This is a genomic window from Pseudomonas sp. S49 (assembly GCF_009866785.1).
Lineage (GTDB): Bacteria > Pseudomonadota > Gammaproteobacteria > Pseudomonadales > Pseudomonadaceae > Aquipseudomonas.
Genome location: NZ_CP019432.1, coordinates 5775900 through 5798553 on the forward strand (window position 1 = coordinate 5775900; position 22654 = coordinate 5798553).

General features: G+C 60.3%; 22 protein-coding genes. 10 read left to right on the forward strand and 12 right to left on the reverse strand.

Annotated features, from left to right (window positions below; genetic code table 11):
- Positions 1-118 precede the first annotated feature (118 nt).
- The 4 genes from PspS49_RS25510 to PspS49_RS25525 all read left to right on the forward strand — a co-directional run bounded on the left by PspS49_RS25510 (position 119) and on the right by PspS49_RS25525 (position 4709).
- On the forward strand, positions 119-1858 hold the full coding sequence (locus PspS49_RS25510) for an FAD-dependent oxidoreductase (protein ID WP_160041916.1): 1740 nt from the start codon (positions 119-121) through the stop codon (positions 1856-1858).
- On the forward strand, positions 1842-2675 hold the full coding sequence (locus tag PspS49_RS25515; RefSeq protein WP_150751726.1) for an aldo/keto reductase: 834 nt from the start codon (positions 1842-1844) through the stop codon (positions 2673-2675). The genes PspS49_RS25510 and PspS49_RS25515 overlap by 17 nt, the downstream gene beginning before the upstream one ends.
- Positions 2676-2867: 192 nt before the next feature.
- Positions 2868-3755 carry a neutral zinc metallopeptidase gene (locus tag PspS49_RS25520; RefSeq protein ID WP_095121652.1) on the forward strand — a complete coding sequence of 296 codons (888 nt, stop codon included), beginning with the start codon at positions 2868-2870 and terminating at the stop codon, positions 3753-3755.
- Complete coding sequence (locus PspS49_RS25525) at positions 3756-4709, forward strand: alpha/beta hydrolase (protein ID WP_127929871.1); 954 nt, start codon at positions 3756-3758, stop codon at positions 4707-4709.
- Between the two features lie 143 nt (positions 4710-4852).
- Here the strand turns inward: PspS49_RS25525 and PspS49_RS25530 are convergent, their stop codons facing one another.
- The 3 genes from PspS49_RS25530 to PspS49_RS25540 form a co-directional block, all read right to left on the reverse strand.
- Positions 4853-5446: an HAD family hydrolase gene (locus PspS49_RS25530; protein WP_127929872.1), complete on the reverse strand. Its 594-nt coding sequence runs from the start codon at positions 5444-5446 to the stop codon at positions 4853-4855.
- Positions 5443-6312 (reverse strand): acyl-CoA thioesterase II, encoded by an 870-nt coding sequence (gene tesB / locus PspS49_RS25535; RefSeq protein ID WP_122592730.1) that lies wholly within the window; start codon positions 6310-6312, stop codon positions 5443-5445. The genes PspS49_RS25530 and tesB overlap by 4 nt, the downstream gene beginning before the upstream one ends.
- A 111-nt stretch (positions 6313-6423) precedes the next feature.
- Positions 6424-6993, reverse strand: a complete 570-nt coding sequence (locus PspS49_RS25540; RefSeq protein WP_127929873.1) for a GNAT family N-acetyltransferase — start codon at positions 6991-6993, stop codon at positions 6424-6426.
- A gap of 82 nt (positions 6994-7075) precedes the next feature.
- On the opposite strand from PspS49_RS25540, the gene PspS49_RS25545 reads away from it, so the two are divergent.
- Positions 7076-7996 (forward strand): histone deacetylase, encoded by a 921-nt coding sequence (locus PspS49_RS25545; protein ID WP_150751729.1) that lies wholly within the window; start codon positions 7076-7078, stop codon positions 7994-7996.
- 279 nt (positions 7997-8275) lie between these two features.
- A complete protein-coding gene (locus PspS49_RS25550) occupies positions 8276-9523 on the forward strand; it encodes a TIGR03862 family flavoprotein (protein WP_160041918.1) in 1248 nt (415 codons plus the stop codon).
- A gap of 298 nt (positions 9524-9821) precedes the next feature.
- Here the strand turns inward: PspS49_RS25550 and PspS49_RS25555 are convergent, their stop codons facing one another.
- Together PspS49_RS25555 and yedA are read right to left on the reverse strand one after the other, a co-directional pair.
- Positions 9822-11159, reverse strand: coding sequence for a DEAD/DEAH box helicase (locus tag PspS49_RS25555; RefSeq protein WP_160041920.1), 1338 nt, complete (start codon positions 11157-11159; stop codon positions 9822-9824).
- 52 nt (positions 11160-11211) lie between these two features.
- Positions 11212-12147, reverse strand: coding sequence for a drug/metabolite exporter YedA (gene yedA, locus PspS49_RS25560; protein WP_160041922.1), 936 nt, complete (start codon positions 12145-12147; stop codon positions 11212-11214).
- Positions 12148-12309: 162 nt separating this feature from the next.
- On the opposite strand from yedA, the gene PspS49_RS25565 reads away from it, so the two are divergent.
- A complete protein-coding gene (locus tag PspS49_RS25565; protein ID WP_127929878.1) occupies positions 12310-12762 on the forward strand; it encodes an Lrp/AsnC family transcriptional regulator in 453 nt (150 codons plus the stop codon).
- 139 nt (positions 12763-12901) lie between these two features.
- Here PspS49_RS25565 and PspS49_RS25570 read toward each other — a convergent pair whose 3' ends face one another.
- The 3 genes from PspS49_RS25570 to PspS49_RS25580 form a co-directional block, all read right to left on the reverse strand.
- A complete protein-coding gene (locus tag PspS49_RS25570) occupies positions 12902-13507 on the reverse strand; it encodes a 3'-5' exonuclease (protein WP_150776461.1) in 606 nt (201 codons plus the stop codon).
- 17 nt (positions 13508-13524) lie between these two features.
- Positions 13525-14004, reverse strand: a complete 480-nt coding sequence (locus PspS49_RS25575) for an NYN domain-containing protein (RefSeq protein ID WP_007949802.1) — start codon at positions 14002-14004, stop codon at positions 13525-13527.
- Between the two features lie 138 nt (positions 14005-14142).
- The gene (locus tag PspS49_RS25580) at positions 14143-14898 is read right to left on the reverse strand and encodes a DUF2076 domain-containing protein (RefSeq protein WP_150751791.1); all 756 of its coding nucleotides are present in this window, start codon (positions 14896-14898) and stop codon (positions 14143-14145) included.
- Positions 14899-15076: 178 nt separating this feature from the next.
- On the opposite strand from PspS49_RS25580, the gene PspS49_RS25585 reads away from it, so the two are divergent.
- The 3 genes from PspS49_RS25585 (at position 15077) to PspS49_RS25595 (ending at position 17878) form a co-directional block, all read left to right on the forward strand.
- Positions 15077-15751 (forward strand): YciC family protein, encoded by a 675-nt coding sequence (locus PspS49_RS25585; protein WP_127929880.1) that lies wholly within the window; start codon positions 15077-15079, stop codon positions 15749-15751.
- A gap of 75 nt (positions 15752-15826) precedes the next feature.
- Complete coding sequence (locus tag PspS49_RS25590) at positions 15827-16906, forward strand: endonuclease/exonuclease/phosphatase family protein (protein WP_127929881.1); 1080 nt, start codon at positions 15827-15829, stop codon at positions 16904-16906.
- A 51-nt stretch (positions 16907-16957) separates the two neighbouring features.
- Entirely contained in the window at positions 16958-17878 is a 921-nt protein-coding gene (locus PspS49_RS25595; RefSeq protein WP_160041924.1) for a hypothetical protein, read from the forward strand.
- Between the two features lie 148 nt (positions 17879-18026).
- On the opposite strand, the gene PspS49_RS25600 is transcribed toward PspS49_RS25595, so the two are convergent.
- From PspS49_RS25600 to PspS49_RS25615, 4 genes are all read right to left on the reverse strand, one after another.
- Entirely contained in the window at positions 18027-18863 is an 837-nt protein-coding gene (locus PspS49_RS25600) for an ABC transporter ATP-binding protein (protein WP_160041926.1), read from the reverse strand.
- On the reverse strand, positions 18851-19654 hold the full coding sequence (locus PspS49_RS25605) for an ABC transporter permease (RefSeq protein ID WP_127929884.1): 804 nt from the start codon (positions 19652-19654) through the stop codon (positions 18851-18853). The genes PspS49_RS25600 and PspS49_RS25605 overlap by 13 nt, the downstream gene beginning before the upstream one ends.
- Positions 19655-19664: 10 nt before the next feature.
- The gene (locus PspS49_RS25610) at positions 19665-20651 is read right to left on the reverse strand and encodes an ABC transporter substrate-binding protein (RefSeq protein WP_160041928.1); all 987 of its coding nucleotides are present in this window, start codon (positions 20649-20651) and stop codon (positions 19665-19667) included.
- A gap of 502 nt (positions 20652-21153) precedes the next feature.
- Positions 21154-22644 carry an aldehyde dehydrogenase gene (locus PspS49_RS25615; protein WP_160041930.1) on the reverse strand — a complete coding sequence of 497 codons (1491 nt, stop codon included), beginning with the start codon at positions 22642-22644 and terminating at the stop codon, positions 21154-21156.
- Positions 22645-22654: the final 10 nt, after the last annotated feature.

A 22654-nucleotide genomic window follows, 5' to 3' on the forward strand; every position in this document is an offset into this window, starting at 1 on the left:
GAACCGTGTGTTCGATAACCGCCCGTTTTGTTTGATCGAGGCTTGTCGATCGAGTTCATCACTGGTTATTTTCTGGAATCAAATTCCAAAAATAATTCACCGCTGGAGCGTTGCTTTCATGTCTGCCGAACTTCCCGATATCGACTGCGACGTATTGGTCGTCGGTTCTGGCGCCGCCGGGTTATCGGCCGCCGTCACCGCCGCGTGGCATGGCTTGAAAGTCATCGTTGTCGAGAAAGACCCGGTGTTCGGTGGCGCCACTGCGTGGTCGGGTGGCTGGGCTTGGGTGCCGTGCAATCCGCTGGCCCGTCGCGCTGGAGTCGTCGAAGACATCGAACAACCGCGCACCTATTTGCGCCATGAACTGGGTGAGCATTTTGATTCGGCGATGATCGACGCCTTCCTTGAAGCAGGGCCGCGCATGGTCGCGTTTTTCGAGCAGCACACCGCGCTGCAATTTGCCGATGGCAATGCCATTGCCGACATTCATGGCGACACGCCGGGGGCCGGCACTGGCGGTAGCTCGGTCATCGCGGCGCCTTACGACGGACGCAAGGTCGGACGTTTGCTCAGGCGCCTTCGTACCACCCTGCGCGAAACGTCCTTCATGGGCATGCCGATCATGGCCGGGGCGGATCTGTCGGCATTCCTCAATCTGACGCGCTCAATGAAAGCCGCATGGCATGTGACCCAACGTTTCACTCGGCACCTGTTTGACCTCGCAGTGCATGGCCGGGCGATGCAACTGGTCAACGGCGTGGCACTGGTGGCACGGCTGGCGAAGTCCGCCGAAGACCTCGGCGTGTTGCTGTGGGAATCGGCGCCTGTGACTGAATTGCTGCGTGATGGCTCGCGCGTCTCGGGGGCTGTGGTCAACATAGGCAAAGGCCCGGTCCGCATTCATGCCCGCAAAGCCGTGGTGCTCGCCGCCGGTGGTTTTGCCAATGACATCGAACGGCGTAAAGCCCTGTTCCCGCGCACACCGACCGGCCAGGAACATTGGGCACTGCCACCACTGGCCGTCAACGGCGATGGCCTGCGCCTGGGCGAAAGCGTCGGCGCACAGGTCAATCCCGATGTGGCTTCGCCCGTGGCGTGGGCGCCGGTATCGCAAGTGCCGCATGCCGACGGCAGCATTGGCCATTTCCCACACATCATCGAGCGCGGCAAACCCGGGATCATCGGCGTGCTGCGTAACGGTCAGCGCTTCGTCAACGAAGCCAACGGGTACTACGACTACGTCAGCGCCATGGTCGCCGCTGCGCCCGAAGGTGAAGAAGTTGCTTCCTGGCTAATTTGCACTCGCGCCTTTCAACGGCGTTATGGCTTGGGCATATCGCGGCCATTTCCGCTGCCCGTGTCAGCATTTATCCGCAGCGGCTATCTGAAAACCGGTAACACCGTTGAAGAATTGGCCCTCGCCTGCGGCATCGACCCGAGCGGCTTGCGCCAGACTGTGGATAACTACAACCGCCATGCCCGTCACGGCGAAGACCCGTTGTTCGGTCGCGGCGCAACTCCCTACAACCGCAAACAGGGTGATCCGGCGAACCTTCCCAACCCCTGCGTTGCCCCAATAGATACCGGCCCGTACTACGCCGTGAAAGTCCAGCCGGGCTGCTTTGGCACGTTTGCCGGCCTCAAGGTCAATCCACATGCGCAAGTGCTTGATGCCAACGAACAGCCCATCGCCGGCCTCTACGCGGCGGGTGGCGACATGGCCAGCATCATGGGCGGCCACTATCCGGCAGGCGGGATCAACCTCGGCCCGGCACTGACTTTCGGTTACATCGCCGCCCGGCATATTGCCGACATCACTGCTTTCGAACAGGAGATCGACCATGCAGCACATCGTTAACGCCCAGGGTTTGAACATGCCAAAACTTGGCCTCGGCACCTGGCCAATGCTCGGCGACGAATGCACCCACGCAGTAGAGCAGGCGCTGGAACTGGGTTATCGCCACATCGACACGGCAGCGGCCTACAACAACGAAGACGCCGTCGGACAAGCGTTGGCGAATACGCCGACACCGCGCGAACAGATTCATGTCACCACCAAGGTCTGGTGGGACCAGTTGCAACCCGACGCGATGCGCCACTCCATGGATCGCAGCCTCACAGCCCTGCGCAGTGATTACGTCGACCTGTTCATGATCCACTGGCCGACCACCGACTGGGATTTGCCAAGCACCCTCGCCACGTTGGCCTCGTTCAAGGAGCAAGGCCTGGCGCGCAACATCGGCGTGGCGAATTTTCCGCTGCCCCTGCTACGCAAAGTCGTCGAGGAATATGGGATTGGTCTGTCAGCGATTCAGGTCGAGTACCACGTCCTGCTCGGGCAAAACGCCCTGCTCGACTACGCTCGTCAACACGACATGGCACTGACGGCCTACACCCCACTGGCACGCAACAAGGTCTCGGACATCCCGCAGATTCAACAGATCGCCAAAAAGCACGGCGTACTGCCGACGCAGGTCGCACTGAAATGGTTGCTCGATCAGCCCAACGTCGCGGCCATTCCCAAGGCCAGCAGCCAGACCAATCAACTGGCCAACCTCGCCTCGCTGAAGGTCGAACTCGACGATGAGGATCGGGCGCTGATCGCCGCGCTATCGAAACGTGAACGTCAGGTCAGTCCGGATTTCGCCCCTGAGTGGGATGCGTTTGATCGCTGATTGATAATCCAGCGATAGAAATCCTGCGCGGGATTGAATTTGCCGCGCGCCAGACCGTCAATAACAGGCCCGACCTCGTCAGCACGAGGCCGGGCCTGTTTGCGTGTGGCCAATAGACGGACGACCGGACTGGCGCCACACTCACACAACAGCAACACTCATCACCACCCGATACACACAGAGGATTCCCACATGCTATGGAAAAAAGGCCGACGCAGTGACAACGTCGTCGATGCCCGTGGTGATGATGCCGGCGGCGGTGGCGGCATGCGTTTCGGCGGTGGCAAGGGCCTGAGCCTGGGCGCGATTCTGCTGATCGTCGGTATTGGCTGGATCACCGGGCAAGACCCGTTGCAGATTCTCGGCCAGCTCGCCGGGCAATCCACCCAACAATCGGCGCCGACCTCGCAAACCCGTCAGGCGCCGCCAGCCAACGATGAGCAAGCCGAATTCGTCCGCTCGATCCTTGGCGATACCGAAGACACCTGGGGCACGATTTTCCAACAGGCTGGCCGGCAATATAAAGACCCGACCCTGGTGCTGTTCAGTAATCGGGTCAATTCCGCCTGCGGTCTCGCGACCTCGGCGACCGGCCCGTTCTATTGCCCGGCGGACCAGAAGGTCTATCTGGACATGGCGTTCTTCCAGGAAATGTCACAACGCTTCAAAGCCGCCGGGGACTTTGCTCAGGCCTACGTAATCGCGCATGAAGTCGGACACCATGTGCAGACGCTTCTTGGCGTTTCGGCGAAAATTCAGACAGCCCGCCAGCAAGGCCGGCAGATGGAAGGCGATGGCGGCTTGCTGGTGCGCCAGGAACTGCAGGCCGACTGCCTCGCTGGTGTCTGGGCCTACAGCGCACAGAAGCGCTTGAACTGGCTGGAACCGGGCGACATCGAAGAAGCCTTGAATGCGGCCAACGCCATCGGTGATGATCGCCTGCAACAACAGGGTCAGGGCCGTGTGGTGCCGGACTCGTTTACTCACGGTACGTCGGCGCAAAGGGTGCGCTGGTTCAAAACCGGATTCGCGCAGGGCCAGGTCGGCCAGTGCGACACCTTCGCGGCGAAAAACCTGTAAATGCATAAATGGCTTTTGGCGTTACTGATTGTTGGCAGCACCGCGCACGCCGCTGGTGTCGATGCGATCAGCCCCGGTCGCTTGCAACTCAAGGCCGGGGAAATGGCGGTAGGCATCGGGCCTGCGCCGGAGAAGATCGAGCGAGTGCTGATCGTCATTCATGGCCGATTACGCAACGCCGAGACCTATCGAAAAAGCGCCGAGAGTGCGGCCGAGCTGGCGGGACAAACCACGCACACCTTGGTGATTGCCCCGCAGTTTCTCAATGAAAGCGACGTTGCCCTGTACTCGTTGCCCGCCACAGTCCTGCGCTGGCAGGGCAACGACTGGATGGGCGGCGGGTTATCCACAGGGCCGAATCCGTTGAGTTCCTATGCGGCGCTCGACGAAATCATCGGACGGATCAGCGATCGCAAACAGTTTCCGGACGTAAAGCAGATCGTAATCTTCGGTCATTCCGGCGGCGGCCAGGTTGTACAGCGCTATGCCCTGCTGGCCAAGGATCAACCGGCGCTGAAGGCCAACGGCATTGGTCTGCGCTATGTGGTGGCCAATCCGTCTTCTTATGCCTACTTCAATGAACAACGGCCGGTGGCGTTCGATCATGCGAAGTGTGCGGGCTTCAATCGCTGGAAGTACGGTCTGTCAGACATGCCGGTGTATGCCGGTGGGCAAACGCCGTTGCAGCTTGAAAGCAGTTACGTCAAACGCGAGGTGATTTATCTGCTTGGGCAGCAGGACGTCGATCCCAAGCATCCAGCATTGGACAAGCGTTGTGAAGCCGAGGCGCAAGGTGCGTATCGCCTGGAGCGGGGGAAGTTGTACTTCGGGTATTTGCTGCGCCGCCATCCGGAAGGGGTGAATCAGCGGTTGGTTGAAGTGCCCGGGGTCGGGCATAACGGCGATGGGATGTTGACCTCGCCGGAGGGGCAAAAGGCGTTGTTCGATCAGTAAGCTATGCAGTGGATGATCTGGCCTCTTCGCGAGCAGGCTCGCTCCCACATTGGATTGATGCATTACACAAAATCCCTGTGTACCGAAGATCTAATGTGGGAGCGATCCTGCTCGCGAAGGCGTCCCTTCTGACAACATAAATTTCAGGCCAGAAGCATCCGCCGCAACTCGACACAATCCTTCGCATGCCAATCGGTCAACTCCGGCCACGGGTTATCCGGCAAATTCACCAACACCGTCCGCGCCCCCGCCGCTCGGCCGCAATCCAGATCAAAGCGGTAATCACCGACCATCACCATCTCGCTGGCCGGCACGTCCCAAGCGTCTGCCAGTTTCAGCAAGCCACCCGGATGCGGCTTCGGCGGCGCTTCATCGCGGCCCAACACATCGTCCACCGCAAAGCAGTCAGCCAAACCAATGGCATCCAGCGTCACATGCGCCAATTCCCGCGCATTGCGAGTGAGGATGCCGAGGCGATAACCGCGCGCATGCAGATCACGCACCAGCTCCACCGCACCGGTCGCCGGGGTCGAACCCAGCGCCAGATCGCGTTCATGCTCCAACAGCCATGCGTGTTTCACTGCCGCCTCATCCGCCGGCAATGCGGCGAGATGAGTGAGGATGTCGTCTTCCGGCGGAATCGCCAGCGCCACGCGAATTGCCGCGAAATCATGCACGGCAACGGTCAGCGTGCCGTCCATGTCGAACACCCAGTGCTTCACCTCTTTCAGGCTCATGCCCAATCCTTGCGATGACGGATCAAGCCTTCCTGCGTCACCGACGCGACCAGTTGCCCGGCACGGTTGTACACGCTGCCACGGGAGAATCCACGGGAATTGCCGGCCCACGGGCTGTCCATCGCGTAGAGCAACCAGTCATCGGCGCGCAGATCGTTGTGGAACCACAGCGCGTGATCGAGGCTGGCGACCTGCATGTCTTTCTGCCAGACCGATTTGCCGTGAGGCAGCATCGAGGTGGTCAGCAGGCCAAAGTCCGAGGCGTAGGCCAGCAGGTATTTGTGCAGCGCCGGGATGTCGGCCAATGCGCCGTCGGCACGGAACCACACATACTTCACCGGATCGGCCGGCTGCGGGTTGTAGGGGTCTTTTTCGGTGACCGGGCGCACCTCAATCGGTTTCGGGCACAGCAGCTTTTCACGCATGTGCTCGGGAATCAGTTGCGCGCGTTGCTGGAACAACTCCAGCTCCGACGGCAGGTTTTCCGGGCCGACCACCTGGGGCATCTGGCTCTGGTGTTCGAACCCTGCCTCGTCGTATTGAAACGATGCGCTGCAGGTGAAGATCGGATGGCCCTTCTGGATCGCCGTGACGCGGCGGGTGCTGAAGCTGCCGCCATCACGCACGCGATCAACCGAATAGACCACCGGCAACTTGGCGTCGCCCGGGCGCAGGAAATAGCCGTGCATCGAGTGCACATGACGCGCCTCTTCAACCGTCTGACTGGCCGCCGACAGCGACTGGCCGAGCACCTGACCACCGAACAACTGGCGGAAACCCAGGTCCTGGCTTCGGCCACGGAACAGGTTTTCTTCGATCGGTTCCAGGGTCAGCAAGTCGACCAGATCTTCCAACACTTGGCTCATTCAGACTCTCCTCACACAAAGCTATATGCCGCGCAGTCTTGGCTGCGGCGGCCGATTCAGATTATGGCGCGGGCCAATGATATGGCGGCCATTGTAAACGTCCGTGTCGGCTTATCCATGCAAGGTTTGCAGCCATTGTTCCCGAGTGATGCGGTACAGCACATGCCGACGCAACGGATGATCGACGGCCAGTTTCGGATGATCGAAATCATCTTCCGGGGCGTGATGCATGCCGATCGCCTGCATGACTTTCTCTGAGGGCAGATTGGATTGCGCGGTGAAGGAAACTATTTCCTTGAGCGCCAACCGATCAAAGCCGCAACGCAGAGCGGTCCACGCCGCTTCGCTGGCATAGCCCAGGCCCCAATGTTCCTTGGCCAGACGCCAGCCGATCTCCACTGCCGGAGTGAACGGTGCATCAAAGCCAACCACGCCGAGCCCGGTGAAACCGATGAATTCACCGCTGTCCTTGCGCTCCAGCGCCCAAAGGCCAAAACCGTGCTCGGCAAAATGCCCACGCACGCGGCCGATCATCGAGGCGCTTTCCAGTCGGCTCAACGCTGCCGGGAAGTAGCGCATCACCTGAGGATCGGCGCACATCGCTGCAAATGCTGGCAAATCCTCGTCCTGCCACTGACGCATCAGCAAGCGTGCGCTTTGCAGTTCCAGTATCGGCTCCATCGTGCCCCTCCGTTTCCATGCCGCAAGTCTACATCGCTGGTAGGATCCTTCACTCATTCCTACGTTCCTACACGAAATCGCCATGCCATTGCCGCTGATCTACCACGAAGACTACAGCCCCGAGTTTCCGGCGGATCACCGCTTCCCGATGGACAAGTTTCGTTTGCTGCGCGATCACCTGGTCGACAGCGGCCTGACCCGCGATGGCGATCTGCTTCGACCCGAGATTTGCCCCAACGACATCCTCGCCCTCGCCCATGACCGTGCGTATATCGAACGCTACATGAGCGGCGAGTTGTCCCGCGAAGACCAGCGGCGTCTAGGCTTGCCATGGAATGAAGCACTGGCCCGGCGCACGGTGCGAGCGGTCGGCGGTTCGATTCTGGCCGCGGAGAAAGCCCTCGAACATGGCCTGGCCTGTCATCTGGCCGGTGGCACTCACCATGCGCATTACGACTATCCGGCAGGATTCTGCATCTTCAATGACCTGGCGATCATCAGCCAATACCTGCTGCAAAGCGGTCGAGTGAATCGCGTGCTGATCTTCGATTGCGATGTGCATCAGGGCGACGGCACCGCACGAATCCTGCATGACACGCCGGAGGCGATTACCGTTTCCCTGCACTGCGAGAAGAATTTTCCCGCACGCAAAGCGCAAAGTGACTGGGACATTCCGCTGCCCAAAGGCATGGGCGATGCCGATTATTTGAAGGTGGTCGATGACACGCTCAACTACCTGCTGCCGCTGTACCAACCGGATCTGGTGCTGTACGACGCCGGTGTCGATGTGCACAAGGACGACGCCCTCGGTTACCTGCAACTGACCGACGAAGGCGTCGCCGCCCGCGATGAAAGCGTTATGCGCCATTGCCTGGGCCGCGACATTCCGGTGATGGGCGTGATCGGCGGCGGCTACAGCAAGGACCGCCACGCCCTCGCCCGCCGCCACGGCATCCTCCATCACAGCGCACAGCGGGTCTGGCAGTCACACGGTTGTCATTGAGCTGTGCTGCGTTACCCACAATCGCTGTGGAACGGCCTGTGGATAACCTGAGTGAAAGGGACTACAGGCCATACCGGTTATGGCCTGCAGCGTGCTGATCATTTTTCAACCAACATTCTGAGCCAACACAAATCCTGTAGGAGTGAGCCTGCTCGCGATAGCGTCAACACCTTCAACATTACCTTGGCTGATACACCGCTATCGCGAGCAGGCTCACTCCTACAAGATATCTGCGCTGTTAGAATGCGCGCCTTATCCCGCCATACCGCAGCGCATGCCATGACCCAGACTTCCGCCTCCTCCCCCGCTCACGTCGCCATCATCGGCGGTGGCCCCGCCGGCCTGATGGCCGCTGAAGTGCTGAGCCAGGCCGGAGTTCGCGTCGATCTCTACGACGGCATGCCCTCGGTGGGGCGAAAATTCCTGCTCGCCGGCGTCGGCGGCATGAACATTACCCACTCCGAAGCCTACCCGGCATTCCTCTCGCGCTACTCCGAACGCGCACCGCAGATCGCACCGTTACTACGCAGCTTCGACGCCGATGCGTTGTGCCAATGGATTCATGATCTGGGCATCGAAACCTTCATCGGCAGCTCCGGCCGCGTGTTTCCCACCGACATGAAAGCCGCGCCACTGTTGCGTGCCTGGCTCAAACGCCTGCGCGACAGTGGCGTAGTTATCCACACCCGCCATCGCTGGCTCGGTTGGGATGAACACGGCGCGCTGCGCATCGACAGCCCGGAAGGTGAAATCACCGTGAAACCCGACGCCACCCTGCTCGCCCTCGGCGGTGGCAGTTGGTCGCGGCTCGGATCCGACGGTGCGTGGATGCTGGCTCTGGAGCAGCACGGTGTAGGACTTGCGCCATTGCAGCCGAGTAATTGCGGCTTCGAAGTGCAGGCCTGGAGCGAGCTGATGGTCAGCAAATTCGCCGGTGCGCCGCTGAAAAATATCGCCATCGGCTTGAACGACGACGTTCCGCGCCTGGGCGAATGCGTGATTACCGCGACCGGGATTGAAGGCAGTCTGATTTATGCGCTGTCGGCGCCGATTAGAGAGGCGATCAATCAGTATGGCGCGGCGGTTGTTCACATCGACCTGCTGCCCGGCCGGCCTGTGGATAAATTGCAGGCGGCATTGAGCAAGCCACGCGGATCGCGCTCGATGGCCAAGCATCTGCACAGTCAGGTCGGCATTGATGGGGTGAAAGCGGCGCTGTTGCGTGAACTGACTGATGCTGCGACGTTTGCTGATCCGGCGCTGTTGGCGCGGGCGATCAAAGCGTTGCCTCTGACATTGGTGAAAACGCGGCCATTGGACGAGGCGATCAGCAGTGCCGGGGGCGTGACGTTCGAGGCGATGGATGAGCGCTTGATGCTCAAGGCGTTGCCGGGGGTGTTCTGCGCGGGTGAGATGCTCGATTGGGAGGCGCCGACGGGCGGCTATTTGCTGACGGGGTGTTTTGCCAGCGGGCGGGCGGCGGGGTTGGGAATTGTGCAGTGGCTCAAGTCCGAGGCGTCTGCCTGAACCCTCACCCCAGCCCTCTCCCAGAGGAGAGGGAGCTGACCGAGGTGTCTGACGTCATCCGTCGACCTGAAACAACGAGTCGATTATGGCTTCGGCCAGCCGACCGAGGTATCTGGCGCCATACATCGACCTGAAACACCGAGTCGATCATGGATTTGGTCAGACGACCTAGGTGTCAGGCGAAAGCTTTGTCGATTATGGATTCACAGCCATAGGATCAGGTCGGCGTACTTCGGGAGCATCCCCCAATCAGTCCCCTCTCCCTCGGGGAGAGGGCTAGGGTGAGGGGCTTTTGACCTTAAGGTTTACGCTTGCGCGGTCCAGTGTTGAACACCGGCACTTTACGCACAGGCTTGATCGAAGGCTCCGGCGCCTGCGTCTCGCCGCTGTCGACCCACTTGCCCAGATTGCGCTTGCCGCCACCACCGGAAGCTTTCGGCTTCTTCGGTTTCTTCGGCTTCTTGATCACCTGACCACTGGCATCGGTATCCGGCACACGGTGCTCCGGTTCGAAATCCGGCTCGTTCTGACGCTTCAAGGTCTGACGCGTCAGCATCTCGATCGCCGACAACATGTTCACTTCATCCGCGCATACCAGCGAGATTGCCTCACCGGTTGCACCCGCACGGCCGGTACGACCAATGCGGTGAATATAGTCTTCAGCCACGATCGGCAGATCGAAGTTGATCACCAGCGGCAGATCTTCGATATCCAGACCTCGCGCAGCAACGTCGGTGGCCACGAGAATCTGCACTTCACTGAGTTTGAAACGGTCCAGCGCGCGCTGACGGGTGGCCTGTGGTTTGTCGCCGTGGATACCGTCGGCATTCACACCGAGGCCCTGAAGTTTTTCCACCAGCGCATCCACACCGTTGCGGGTCTTGGCGAACACCAGCACCTGCTTCCACTTGTTCTTGCGCATCAGGTGCACGAACAGTTCAGCCTTGCGCTTCTTGTCCACCGTGACGATCCACTGCTTGACGGTGTTGGCGGCGACGTTGCGCGGGCTGACTTCGATGCTCAGCGGATCGTTGAGCATTTGCCCGGCCAGCAGGCGGATGTCATCGGAAAAGGTCGCGGAGAACAGCAGGGTCTGGCGCTTTTTCGGCAGCATGCGGTAAATGTTCGCCAGTTCTTCGGAGAAGCCCAGGTCGAGCATACGATCGGCTTCATCCAGCACCAGAGTCTGCAGCTGATCGAGTTTCAGCGCGTTCTGGCGGAACAGGTCGATCAGGCGACCGGGTGTGGCGACCAGCACATCGACGCCGCCGCGCAGCTTCATCATTTGCGGGTTGATGCTGACGCCGCCGTACACCGCATAAGTGCGCAGCGGCAGGTTTTCGGCGTACTGGCGCACAGACTCATGAACCTGCTCGGCCAGCTCGCGGGTCGGCACCAGAATCAGCGCATGCGCCGAGTTGGCAGCGACTTTCGGCCCTTCCATGGCCAACAACTGCAGCAGCGGCAAGGCGAAACCGGCGGTCTTGCCGGTGCCGGTCTGGGCCGCTGCCATCAGGTCACGACCGGCCAGCACGGCCGGAATGGCTTGCGCCTGAACCGGCGTCGGGGTCTGGTAGCCGAGCGTCTCGAGGGAGCGCAGCAAGGGTTCGATCAGGCCAAGGGTGGCGAAAGTCATGGAAGTACCGTAGGAAAAAATGACGCGGGCATGCAATGCCGCGCAGTTTACCCTAATTCGTACGCTGTTCCGCGGGAACGGCTGTCGGCGCTGCGACTGACGGCTGTACCGGGCGGCGCCACTGCGGCAAACCAATCAACACCACGGCGCTGATGATCACCAGCATCGCCAGCGCTTCTTCGATCCCGATGGTCTCGCCGACAAACACAATCCCCAGCAACACCGCCACCGCCGGGTTGACGTAGGCATAACTGGTCGCCGCCGCCGGGCGTACGTGCTTGAGCAGGTACATATAAGAGTTGAAGGCGATGATCGAGCCGAAGAAGATCAGGTACGCCAGCGCCAGCCAACCTTCAACCGGAGGCATCGCTTGCAGATGCTCGCCACTGACAGCGCTGCCGATCAGCAGCACCACGCCGCCAACCAGCATTTCCACCGCGCTGGCCATCGCGCCCTGCGGCAACGGCAGATGTCTGCTCCATACCGAACCGAACGCCCAGGTCGCCGCCGCGAAAATCAGCAGCGCCGCGCCCATCGGACTCGATTGCAGGTTGGAACCCATGTTGAGCATGGCAATGCCGATAATCCCCAACGCCACCCCGGCCCATTCCAGGCGGGTGTTACGCGCCCCCCAGAAATAACCACAGAGCAAAGTAAACAGCGGCACCGTCGCCACCGCCAATGCCGCCACCCCCGAAGCCACGCCAGTATGCTCGGCCACACTCACCGCGCCGTTACCGAAACTGAGCAGCAAAATCCCGATGATCCCCGCCGCTTTCCACTGCGCCCAGGTCGGCGCCGGAGCCCCGCGCCAGCGCAGAAAGGCGTACATCAACGTACCGGCAATCACGAACCGCACACCGCCGAGCATCAGCGGCGGCCAGTACTCGACGCCGATGCGGATCACCAGATAGGTCGACCCCCAAATCACATACAGCGCAAAAAACGCGGCGATCAGCGGCAAGGAAAAACGGCGCACGGCAGACATGGGCAGCTCGACAGTCAGATTCGGGGACTGCTTATTCTAGAAAGGCCAGAGAGCAAAAATAAGTTACAAAACCTGTTTATCAGGGCAGTACACTTTTGAAATCACGGAGATCGACGGGATAAACCGAGATTTCGAAAGTCTGGCATTTTCAGGAGATTTCCCTTGGACAAATACGACCGCATGCTGCTCAGCGCCCTGCTGGAAAACGGTCGAGCGTCCTACGCCGACCTCGCGCGCAAAGTGAACCTCTCCGCCCCCGCCGTCGCCGAGCGCGTGGCCAAGCTTGAAGTCTCCGGGGTAATCACCGGATATGAGGCAAAAATCGACCTGTCGAAAATCGGCCTGCCGATCCAGTGCATGATCGAATTGCGCCTGCACCAGAACGGCAGTCAGAAGGTCTACGACGAACTGGTAAAAATCCCGCAGCTGACCGAATGCTTTCGGGTCACGGGCGATCCGTGCGTGATGATGAAAGCCGCAGTGGGATCAATGACGGAGCTGGAGGAGTTGATCAATCGCGTGGCGAAGTTTGGCTTCAGCAAGACATCCATCGTGCTGTCGAGCGCCATCGAAAAGCGCGTGCCGCTCGGCCAGATCGAAGGCAACGGCAAATAGTTCGGCTCCCCCCGAATGATCGTTCCCACGCTCTGCGTGGTAATGCAGCCCGGGACGCTCCGCGTCCCGTTCAAAGCCGAACGCGGAGCGTCCGTTGAGGCATTCCCACGCAGAGCGTGGGAACGATCGGTCTGTGGGATCAGCGATAGCGTTGGAGGTGTTCGGTGACTTTCGCGGCCGGGACTTTTTGCAGTTTGCACAGCAGGTCGTGCGATAGCTCGCTGACGCCGTGCTTGTGCCGCAACTCATCCGCCAGATGCGCCATCAGATTGGCCGCCATCTCGGCATCGGCCATGGCCCGGTGAGCCTGCCCCGTGTGCGGCAAACGCGCAAACGTGGTCAGCGTACCGAGCTTGTGATTCGGCGCCGCCGGCATCAGCCTCCGCGCCAGCAGCAACGAACAGGCAAAGTTCTGCAACCGCGTGCGCTTGATCCGACCCAGTTCAAAGTCCCAGAACTTCTGGTCGAACGATGCGTTATGCGCTACCAGCGGCGTGCAGCCGACGAACTCGTTGACCTCGTTCATCACCTGCTCGGCCGGCGGCGCGGTGCGCAGCATGGCGTTGCTGATGCCGGTCAGTTGTTCGATGAACGCGGGGACGCGTACGCCGGCGTTCATCAGGCTCTGGTAACGCTCGACGATGCGGCCGTTTTCCAGCATGACCACGGCGATTTCCGTGGCGCGGCAGCTGCTGTTCGGCGACAGGCCGGTGGTTTCAAAGTCGATGACTGCAATGCGTTCCAAACCGGGTTCAACTCCGTTCAATTCTTGAGTAACAACGCGCCTTCGATCGGCACGTAACGGCTGGCGGCGCGGATCAGCGAGTTGGCCGTCAGGCCGGGCACGCCATAGGCGACCGCTTGCACGCCGTGTTTGCTGATGATGCGTTCGAGCAGCATGTCGAAATCGCCGTCACCGGAGGCGAGGACAATTTCGTCGACGTGGTCGGCGGCGTCCATGATGTCGAGGGTGATGCCCACGTCCCAGTCGCCCTTGGCCGAGCCGTCGCTGCGCTGGATGTAGGGTTTGAGCTTCACGGTGAAGCCCAGATTGCGCAGGATCTGCTGGAACTGCTGCTGCTTGCTGTCGCCACGGTCGATCGCGTAGGCGTAGGCCTCGACGATCTGCCCGTCCTTGCTGATGTCTGCCCACAGCGCGGCGTAGTTGAAGTGACAACCATAGGCCTGACGCACGGTGTAGTAGAGGTTCTGCACGTCGGCGAACACTGCGATTTTTTTCACCGGAGTTCCTGTGGGCGCGCAAGCGCTCGAAGCGGGATCAGGCGCCAGGCCCGAAAAAGGCGCTCAGTATGCCAGCCCGAAGGAAGGTTCCGCGAATAATCGGCCCGGAGCCCTCAGGGGCTCCGGACGAATGGTGAATCAGACGAAGGAATCGTCGTCATCAAAGAAGGAAGAATTGTCGTTACCGTAGTCCGTGTCGGTGAATCCGCCCTGGTCGTTGCCAGAGAAGCCGTTATCGGCCACACGCTGATCTTCGCCCCAGCCATTGCTGCTCTGGTCAGCGACCTGCGCCGGCTCTTCCTTGATCACTTCAACGATTTCTTCCGGCTGCTGATTGTGATGGAACAGGCTGCTGATGCCCTGCGCCAGCATCACGCCACCAGCTACACCGGCCGCAGTTTTCAAGGCGCCGCCGAGGAAGCTGCTGCCGGCCGCCGGAACGGCTTGTTGCGCATAACCAGGCGGCGCTGCGCCGAAGTTCTGTTGTGGCGCCGGGGCCGCATAATTCTGCTGCGGTGCCGGTTCGCGCCAGCCGCCAGTCGAGGCTGGGGCACTCTGGGTTGGCGCCGGACGCGGGCTGCCACCAAAAATGCTCGACAGGAAACCACCGCCGCCGCTCGGCGCCGGTGCGGCACTCTGGGCCTTCGCCGACTGCAACTCAGCCTGCAAACGCTGGACTTGCTGAGTCAGTTGTTTGTTCTGCTCGTCGAGGCTTTTGAGCGCGGCCTCTTGCACCAGAATCGCCTGGGTCATGAAATAACCTGCCGCCGGCTGGCGGGTCAGGTGTTCCTTGATCCGCGTCTCGGCCTGGGCGTCGCGCGGGGCTGCCTCCGTTTCGGCCTGCTGCAGCCGGGAAAACAGTCCATCGATCAGGGTTTGCTCTTCGCTGTTCATGGCGACCTCGTAGATTGCCGGGGATAACATTGCCCTCGTCCACGTTGGCCGAGGTGCTCTCCTGTAATGGAGACGGTGACAAAACGTTTCAATGACCTTTACCGAATGTTTACGTTTGTGTCGCGCCGGCGATCATCGGTTAAAGTGAGCCACTGTTTTCCACCTGCGATACCGACTGATGAATGCCCTCGAAGTACTGCGCGACTCTCTGTATTTTTTCAAACGCCATTTGGGCAGCATCGTGCGGTTGTGCCTGCCGCTGGTGATTTTCGAAGCGTTCTTGCAACAAGTGGTCGATCACGCCAGCGGGCCGGAAAACATCTCGGCAATTAGCATCGTCGTCGGTCTGCTGGTGTATCCGCTGTACACCGCAGCGCTGATCCTGTTCCTTGATGCGCGCAGCCGTGGCGAGGCACCGCGCAATCGTGATCTGCTGGCGATGGCCGCCACTCTGTGGCCACGCTTCGCATTACTCACGGCGCTGAACACTTTGTTGATTCTTTTGGGCCTGTCGCTGTATTTCCTGCCGGGCCTGATGTTGATGGTCATGCTCGCGTTCGGCGAATACCTGCTGGTGCTGCGCGGCATGGGCCCCTTGCAGGCAATGAAAGAAAGCCTGCGCCTGACCCGTGGGCACTTCTGGCGAATCCTGCTGTGCATTCTCTGTGTGATGACGCCGCTGTGGTTGCTCAAAGGCGCGACACTGGCGGTGTACCCCGAGCCGCAGAATCCTGTGATCGCCATACTGATCGACAGCGCTCACAGCTTCCTGCAACTGTTCACCAGTGTGGTGTTGTTCCGCCTGTTCATGCTGATCAGCGAATTGCCTGACAAACGTGACAGAGCGGTCTGACAGCACTGCGCTTGGGCTTCGAGACGGCCGTCAGGTATGCTCGGGACCACTTTCTGTAACGCTATAAGCCGAGCCATGACCCGTCTACTGCGCTACACCCTGTTGCTTGTTGTGCTTGCCATCGCCCTGATCGGTGGGCTGCTGTTCAGCCTGACCTGGCGCCCCGACACTCGCGAAACCCTGCCGGTCAGTTGCACGGGGACGCCACCGACACTGGTGCCGGGCCAGGCGCTGAAAGTCATGACCTGGAACGTGCAGTACCTGGCCGGCAAGCGTTACGTGTTCTGGAATGATCTGGCCCAGGGCAACGATGAAGCGCCGACACCGGAAGACATGGCCTTCAGCCTCGACGAAGTGGCGCGAGTGATCCGCGATGAGCAGCCCGATGTGGTGCTGCTGCAGGAGCTCGATGACGGCGCCAAGGCCAGCGATTATCAGGACCAGCTCAAGCTCTTGCAGGAACGGGTCGCCGACCTGTACCCATGCAACGCCAGTGCGTTTGACTGGAAAGCCGAATTCGTCCCTGATCGACACATCTTTGGCAGCGTCGGCCGGCAACTGGCGACGTTGAGCCGCTATCGCATCGAGCACGCCGAGCGCCTGCAATTGCCAGTGGCTGCCGCCAACTTCATCAGCCGCCAGTTCCAGCCGAAAGACGCCATGCTCGCGACCAAACTGCCACTGAGCGATGGCGGGCAACTGACTGTGTTCAATACGCATCTGGAACGCTCCAGCCAAGCAAATGACACCGCGCTGGCACAAGTGAGTGCCGTGGCCAAAGTGCTCGACAAGTACGAAAGCCAGGGCCTGCCGTGGTTGATCGGTGGTGATTTCAATCTGTTGCCGCTCGGCCAGTACCGCCGCCTGCCTGCCGAACAACGCACGCCCTACTCCGCCGACAGCGAGCTGCATCTGCTGTGGGACAAATACCCGATGATCCCGACCAACAACGAAGCCAGCGGCATCGACCGGGCGCAATGGCTGACCCACTACCCCAACGATCCTGGCCTGAACGGCCCGGATCGCACGGTCGACTATCTGTTTTACAGCCCGAAGATCAAGCGGGTGGAAGCGATGGTGCGCCAGGACGATACCTTGCGCATCTCCGATCACTTGCCGGTGATTGCGCGCTTCCTGCTGCCGGCGGCGCTCTAGGCAGGGCCAAGGAATATCGACCCGTTGCCCGAATTGACGATATGGAATCCCATGAAAATCTTATTGGTGTGCAAGGACATTGGTGGTTACGCGCGCAAACTGGCGGACTATCTGATGATCGACAACGACGTGTGTTTTATCGATACGTCATCGATGCAGAACAGTTTTGAGCGGGCGCCGAAGATCCTGCGCCGCCCGCTGAAACGCTGGGCGCAGTTACGCCAGTTCAACAAAGCTATCGCTGCGCATGGACGTTTCGACGTCGCACTCATCATCAACCCGGCCCAGATCGATGCAAACCAGTTGGCCGCCGGACTCAAGGTCTCCGACCACAAGATCGCCTACCTCTACGACAGCTTCAGTCGCTGGCCGATGACCCGCGAAGCGCTTGCCGGTTATGACGAGGTGTTTTCCTTCGACCCGGAAAATGCCGAAAGCTACGGGCTGAAAAAACTCTACAACTTCATTTACGACGACTACATCGCGGACGGAGAGCCCGGTGAGTACTCGGCGTTTGTGGTGATGGCGGGCAAGGATCGGGTGCCGGCACTTGCCGGTCTGGCAGAGGAATTCGATCGCCTCGGGGTGACCGATTACAAGTTTCTGGTTCAGTCCAAACCGGTTCCGGGGGCGCATCCGGGTATCACCTTCTTCGAGCAGAGAATGTCACTGCAATCCGTCGGCGAGCTGGTCAAGCGCTCGCGGATCATTCTCGATATAGCCAAGCCCGGTCAGGCCGGGTTGAGCTTCCGTTTCTTCGAAGCCATGGCCTCACGGAAAAAAGTCATCACCACCAACCAGAGGGTGGTCGATTATGACTTTTACAACCCGGCGAACATTCTGGTGATCGATGAGGCCAATCCGGTGATTCCGGAACGGTTCATTACGGATCCGTATGTCGATGTGCCTGAGCACATCTATCAGAAGTACACCCTGCAGGGGTGGGTCAAAACCGTGTTTGCCCAGCAGTGAAATCACATCGCCGGCTGCCCCACCACGCAACCCTGTGGGAGCGAGCCTGCTCGCGAAAGCGGTGTGTCAGGCACCCTATTTATCGACTGACACTACGCCAGCGCGAGCAGGCTCGCTCCCACAATGGTCAGCTGATATGACCGTTGGATCAATGCACCTCTTCCAGGTCGTCATGCAGCAGCCCGAAGATCTGTCGTTTCATGTCGATGAACGAGCGGTCCATGACCATGTCCAGTGAGCGTGGACGTTCGATCGGTACGTCGAGAATCTGTTTGATCCGCCCCGGTTTGGCGCCCATCACATAGACCCGGTCGCCGAGCAGAATGGCTTCGTCGATGTCATGGGTGACGAACAACACGGTTTTCTTGCTGTTGCCCCAGACGCGCAGCAACAACTGCTGCATCTGCAAACGTGTCTGGCTGTCGAGGGCGCCGAACGGTTCGTCCATCAGCAGAATCTGCGGGTCATTGGCCAGCGCCCGGGCGATCGCCACACGCTGCATCATCCCGCCCGACAACTGCTTGGCGTAGTTGTTGGCGAACCCGGCGAGGCCGACTTCGTTGACGTAATAATCGACGATCTCCTTGCGCCGCGCCGCCGGCATGCCACGACGCTTGAGACCGAACTCGACGTTCTGGCGCACCGTCAGCCACGGGAACAGCGTGTAGCTCTGAAAGACCATGCCGCGATCCGCGCCGGGGCCCTGTACTTGCTGGCCGCCGACGTAGATATCACCGGAGGTCGGCTCAGCCAGTCCGGCGGTCAGATACAACAGACTCGACTTGCCGCAACCCGATGGCCCGACCAGCACGGCGAATTGCTGATCCGGCACCTCGAACGAGACCTCTTCCAGCGCAGTAAACGTCCCGCCGTCAGGCTTCTTGTAACGCAGGCTGACCTTGTCGACCTGCAAGCGTGACGCCGCTTGCGCCGGGGTCGCGACAGGTTCGATGAAACGATGATTGGCAGCAGTCACTGAGCCCATGCGGCAACCCTCAAACGAAGAAAACGGAACAGTTGATCGGTGACCAGACCGAGCAGGCCGATGATCGCGATGGCGAGAAAAATCACATCCACCTGAAAACCGCGCATGGCCTTCAGGCTCAGGTAACCCAAACCGCTGGAAGCGGCGACCAGTTCAGCCACCACCAGATACGTCCAGGCCCAGCCCATCGTTACCCTTAGGGTATCGAGCACGCCCGGTACCGAGGCCGGCGCGATCACATGCAACACCGCATCGCGGCGACTGGAACCCAAGGTGTAGGAGGCGTTGATCAAGTCCTTGGAAATGCCTTTGGATACATCGGCGATCATCACCAGTTGCTGAAAGAACACGCCGAAGATAATCACCGAAACCCGCTGCTCCAGACCGATGCCGATCCACAGGATGAACAGCGGCACGAATGAGGTCACCGGCAGATAGCGAATGAAATTCACCAGCGGCTCAAGGAATGCCTGGACGATGCGGAAACTGCCCATCAGCAACCCCAACGGCACCGCCACCAGCGACGACACAATGAAGCCGACCATCACCACTTCGACACTCGCCCACACATGTGTGCCGAGCGTGCCGTCGCGGCCCAGGCGCACGGCGGCTTCAACCACCGCGCCCGGCGTCGGCAAAAACATCCCCGGCACGACGCCGCCGTAAGACAATCCGGCCCACAGACCGACCAACAACACCCAGGCCAGAGCGCTGGCGCTCCACACCACTTGCACCGGCAAAGCGGTTTTTGGCGTAAGGCTGCGGCTCAGCCACGAATTGCGCTTGAACATGGCAAACCTCCTAGAGCGGGCTGACGAAACGGTTGTCGACCAGTTCGTCGTTGCTGACGTTGTAGGGTTTGCCCTGCAACTCGCTGGCGGTTTCGTTGGCCAGTTTGATCAGCGCTGCGCTGTCACCCGGCTTGCCCGGCGAGCCGAGAAGTTTCTCGCTCATCGCTTGATCGTAGAAACGCACGCCTTGTGCGGCGGCGGCCAGTTCCTTCGGATCGGACAGGTAGCCGCCGACGCCTTTGGCCATGATTTTGTACGCGTCTTCCGGGTGATCCTTGGTGTACTGCACGGCTTTGTACAAGCCGGCGACCAACGCCTTGACGTCTTCCGGCTGTTTTTCGATAACCGTGCAATTGAGCGCGACCACATCGACGATCACCCCGGGGGTGCTGCTGCTGTCGATCAATACTTTGCCCTGCTGCTTGTCGCGAACCATCGACAAGTGCGGCTCCCAAGTCACGGCGGCGGGTACGCGACCGGCGATGAACGCGGTGGCGGCGTCATCAGCGGTCATGTTCTGCACGGTGATGTCGCTCATCTTCATGCCGTTCTTTTTCAGCAGGTAGGAAAGCCAGAACTGCGACGTGGAGCCTTCGTTGACTGCCACGGATTTGCCCTTGAGTTCCTGCAGGCTCTTCACATCCTTGCCGACCAGCACGCCGTCGCCGCCATGGCTGTCATCCAGCGCCGCGACCGCTTTGAAGCAGAACTGCGGGCGATACTTGAGCACTTCATCGATGGTCGACGCCGAGCCGGACAATTGCCCGGAGGCCTGCGCGGCCATGTACATCGACGCCTCTTCGACCACTGGCAGTTCGACGGTCAAACCGTTTTCCTTGAAGTAGCCCAGATCCTGAGCCAGATAGAGCGTGCCGTAGCCGACCCACGTGGTGTGGCCGATAGACAGGGTGCCGGCCTGGGCGCTGGTCGCAACCGTGGCGGCCAGAGCGGTGGTTACCAGAGGATGAGTGAGGCGAATACACAAGGACTTGATCATGGAGCACTCCCGACGCTGTTGATTTAGTTTTGTCATGGGCAGTACGGTCGCCGGCCGTTGTGCAGTTGCTGCCGTTGGACTCTCGCGGACGCTTGGGCGGACAACATTCGGCTGGCGGGCAAGATCGATGGTGGCCCATGTGCGCGGTGAGGAAAATCAGGAAATTGTTGGCTGCAAATGATGAAAAAACTGGGTAGTGCGCACTGCTAAAGGGCGGGGATTGCGGGGGTGCGCGAGGTGGGTGCAGATCGGGGATTTTCGGCGAATGGGAGAATGTCATCGCTGGCAAGCCCGCTCCCACAGGGATCTCGAGCGAACCCCGGATTTTGTGAACACCGCTGAAACCTGTAGGAGTGAGCCTGCTCGCGATGGCGGTGTGTCAGACACAGATGTATTAACTGACAGACAGCTATCGCGAGCAGGCTCACTCCTACAGGGGATCTTCGGTGTGACATAGATCCAGTGTGGGAGCGAGCCTGCTCGCGAAGGGGGCGACTCGGTCTCAGCGCAACTGGAACCAGGTGGTTTTCAGTTGGGTGTATTTGTCGAACGAGTGCAACGACAGATCGCGTCCAAACCCTGACTGTTTACCACCGCCAAAAGGCACCGTCACATCCAGCGCATCCACCGTGTTGACCGACACCGTACCCGCGCGCAGCTGCCGCGCCACGCGGTGTGCGCGGTTGAGGTCATCGGTCCACAACGACGCCGCCAGTCCATACGCACTGTCGTTGGCCAGCCGTATAGCCTCGGCTTCATTATCGAACGGCATCACCGCCAGCACCGGTCCGAATACCTCTTCGCGAAACAGCGGCATGTCGGCGGTTACACCGGTAAAAATCGTCGGCTCAATAAAATTGTCCGACCCGTTAAACCTCCGCTGCTGCCCGCCACAAACCCGCGTCGCACCGGACTGCTCGGCACTGCGAATAAAACGCATGATGCCCGCCGTCTGCTTGTGATCAACAATGGCGCCAGCACTGCTTTGCGGATCCAGCGGATCCCCCGGCAACCAACGCTCAGCCTGCGCTTTCAAGCGCTCGACAAACTCATCGTGAATCGAACGCTCCACCAGCAACCGCGAATTGGCCGAGCAGACTTCGCCCTGATTGAAGAAGATCCCGAACGCGGCTTTTTCCGCTGCCAGATCGAGATCCTGACAATCGGCGAACACCAGATTGGCACTCTTGCCGCCGCACTCCAGCCAGACCTGTTTGAGGTTCGATTGCGCGGAATACTGCATGAAATATTTGCCGACTTGGGTCGAGCCAGTGAACACCAGACAATCGACATCCGCGTGCAAACCCAACGCCTTGCCAGCCTGTTCGCCAAGCCCCGGCAACACGTTCAGCACTCCCGCCGGCAGCCCTGCTTCCAGCGCCAGATCGGCCAGACGCAATGCCGAAAACGGTGACTGCTCGGCCGGTTTGAGGATCACCGAATTACCCGCCGCCAACGCCGGCGCGAGTTTCCACGCGGCCATGTCCAACGGGAAATTCCACGGCACCACAGCGGCCACCACACCCAGAGCTTCACGGGTAATCGTCGCCAACACATTCGGCGCACTGGGTGCGACCTGATCGTAAAGTTTGTCGATGGCTTCTGCGTACCAACGGAATACGCCAGCAGCGCCGGGCACGTCGATGTTGTAGGCATCCATCACCGGTTTGCCCATGTTCAGCGAGTCGAGCAGCGCCAGCTCTTCACGATGGCTCATCAGCAAATCAGCCAGACGCAGCAGCACTTGCTTGCGCTCGGCTGGCGAGCGCTGCGACCAGATGCCAGCTTCGAACACCTGACGCGCATTGCGCACCGCCGCGTCCACATCCTCTTCGCCACACGCAGCGACATTCGCCAGACACTGCCCGGTCGCCGGATTGATCGCGGCAAAAGTCTGCCCCGATATCGCGGCGCAATGCTTGCCGTCGATCACGGCCTGATCGGGAAACTTCAATGCAACGGCGCGGCGCTGCCACTCTGCAAGCTCGAACACGACGGATGCT

Bases quoted from the DNA above. Each gene is read 5' to 3' on its own strand.
- PspS49_RS25555 (WP_160041920.1), bottom strand. From the start codon at position 11,159: ATGACTTTCGCCACCCTTGGCCTGATCGAACCCTTGCTGCGCTCCCTC.
- PspS49_RS25585 (WP_127929880.1), top strand. From the start codon at position 15,077: ATGAATGCCCTCGAAGTACTGCGCGACTCTCTGTATTTTTTCAAACGC.
- tesB (WP_122592730.1), bottom strand. From the start codon at position 6,312: ATGAGCCAAGTGTTGGAAGATCTGGTCGACTTGCTGACCCTGGAACCG.
- PspS49_RS25530 (WP_127929872.1), bottom strand. From the start codon at position 5,446: ATGAGCCTGAAAGAGGTGAAGCACTGGGTGTTCGACATGGACGGCACG.
- PspS49_RS25550 (WP_160041918.1), top strand. From the start codon at position 8,276: ATGACCCAGACTTCCGCCTCCTCCCCCGCTCACGTCGCCATCATCGGC.
- PspS49_RS25605 (WP_127929884.1), bottom strand. From the start codon at position 19,654: ATGTTCAAGCGCAATTCGTGGCTGAGCCGCAGCCTTACGCCAAAAACC.
- PspS49_RS25580 (WP_150751791.1), bottom strand. From the start codon at position 14,898: ATGAACAGCGAAGAGCAAACCCTGATCGATGGACTGTTTTCCCGGCTG.
- PspS49_RS25525 (WP_127929871.1), top strand. From the start codon at position 3,756: ATGCATAAATGGCTTTTGGCGTTACTGATTGTTGGCAGCACCGCGCAC.
- PspS49_RS25600 (WP_160041926.1), bottom strand. From the start codon at position 18,863: ATGGGCTCAGTGACTGCTGCCAATCATCGTTTCATCGAACCTGTCGCG.
- PspS49_RS25510 (WP_160041916.1), top strand. From the start codon at position 119: ATGTCTGCCGAACTTCCCGATATCGACTGCGACGTATTGGTCGTCGGT.
- PspS49_RS25540 (WP_127929873.1), bottom strand. From the start codon at position 6,993: ATGGAGCCGATACTGGAACTGCAAAGCGCACGCTTGCTGATGCGTCAG.
- PspS49_RS25545 (WP_150751729.1), top strand. From the start codon at position 7,076: ATGCCATTGCCGCTGATCTACCACGAAGACTACAGCCCCGAGTTTCCG.
- PspS49_RS25610 (WP_160041928.1), bottom strand. From the start codon at position 20,651: ATGATCAAGTCCTTGTGTATTCGCCTCACTCATCCTCTGGTAACCACC.
- PspS49_RS25590 (WP_127929881.1), top strand. From the start codon at position 15,827: ATGACCCGTCTACTGCGCTACACCCTGTTGCTTGTTGTGCTTGCCATC.
- PspS49_RS25595 (WP_160041924.1), top strand. From the start codon at position 16,958: ATGAAAATCTTATTGGTGTGCAAGGACATTGGTGGTTACGCGCGCAAA.
- PspS49_RS25515 (WP_150751726.1), top strand. From the start codon at position 1,842: ATGCAGCACATCGTTAACGCCCAGGGTTTGAACATGCCAAAACTTGGC.
- yedA (WP_160041922.1), bottom strand. From the start codon at position 12,147: ATGTCTGCCGTGCGCCGTTTTTCCTTGCCGCTGATCGCCGCGTTTTTT.
- PspS49_RS25520 (WP_095121652.1), top strand. From the start codon at position 2,868: ATGCTATGGAAAAAAGGCCGACGCAGTGACAACGTCGTCGATGCCCGT.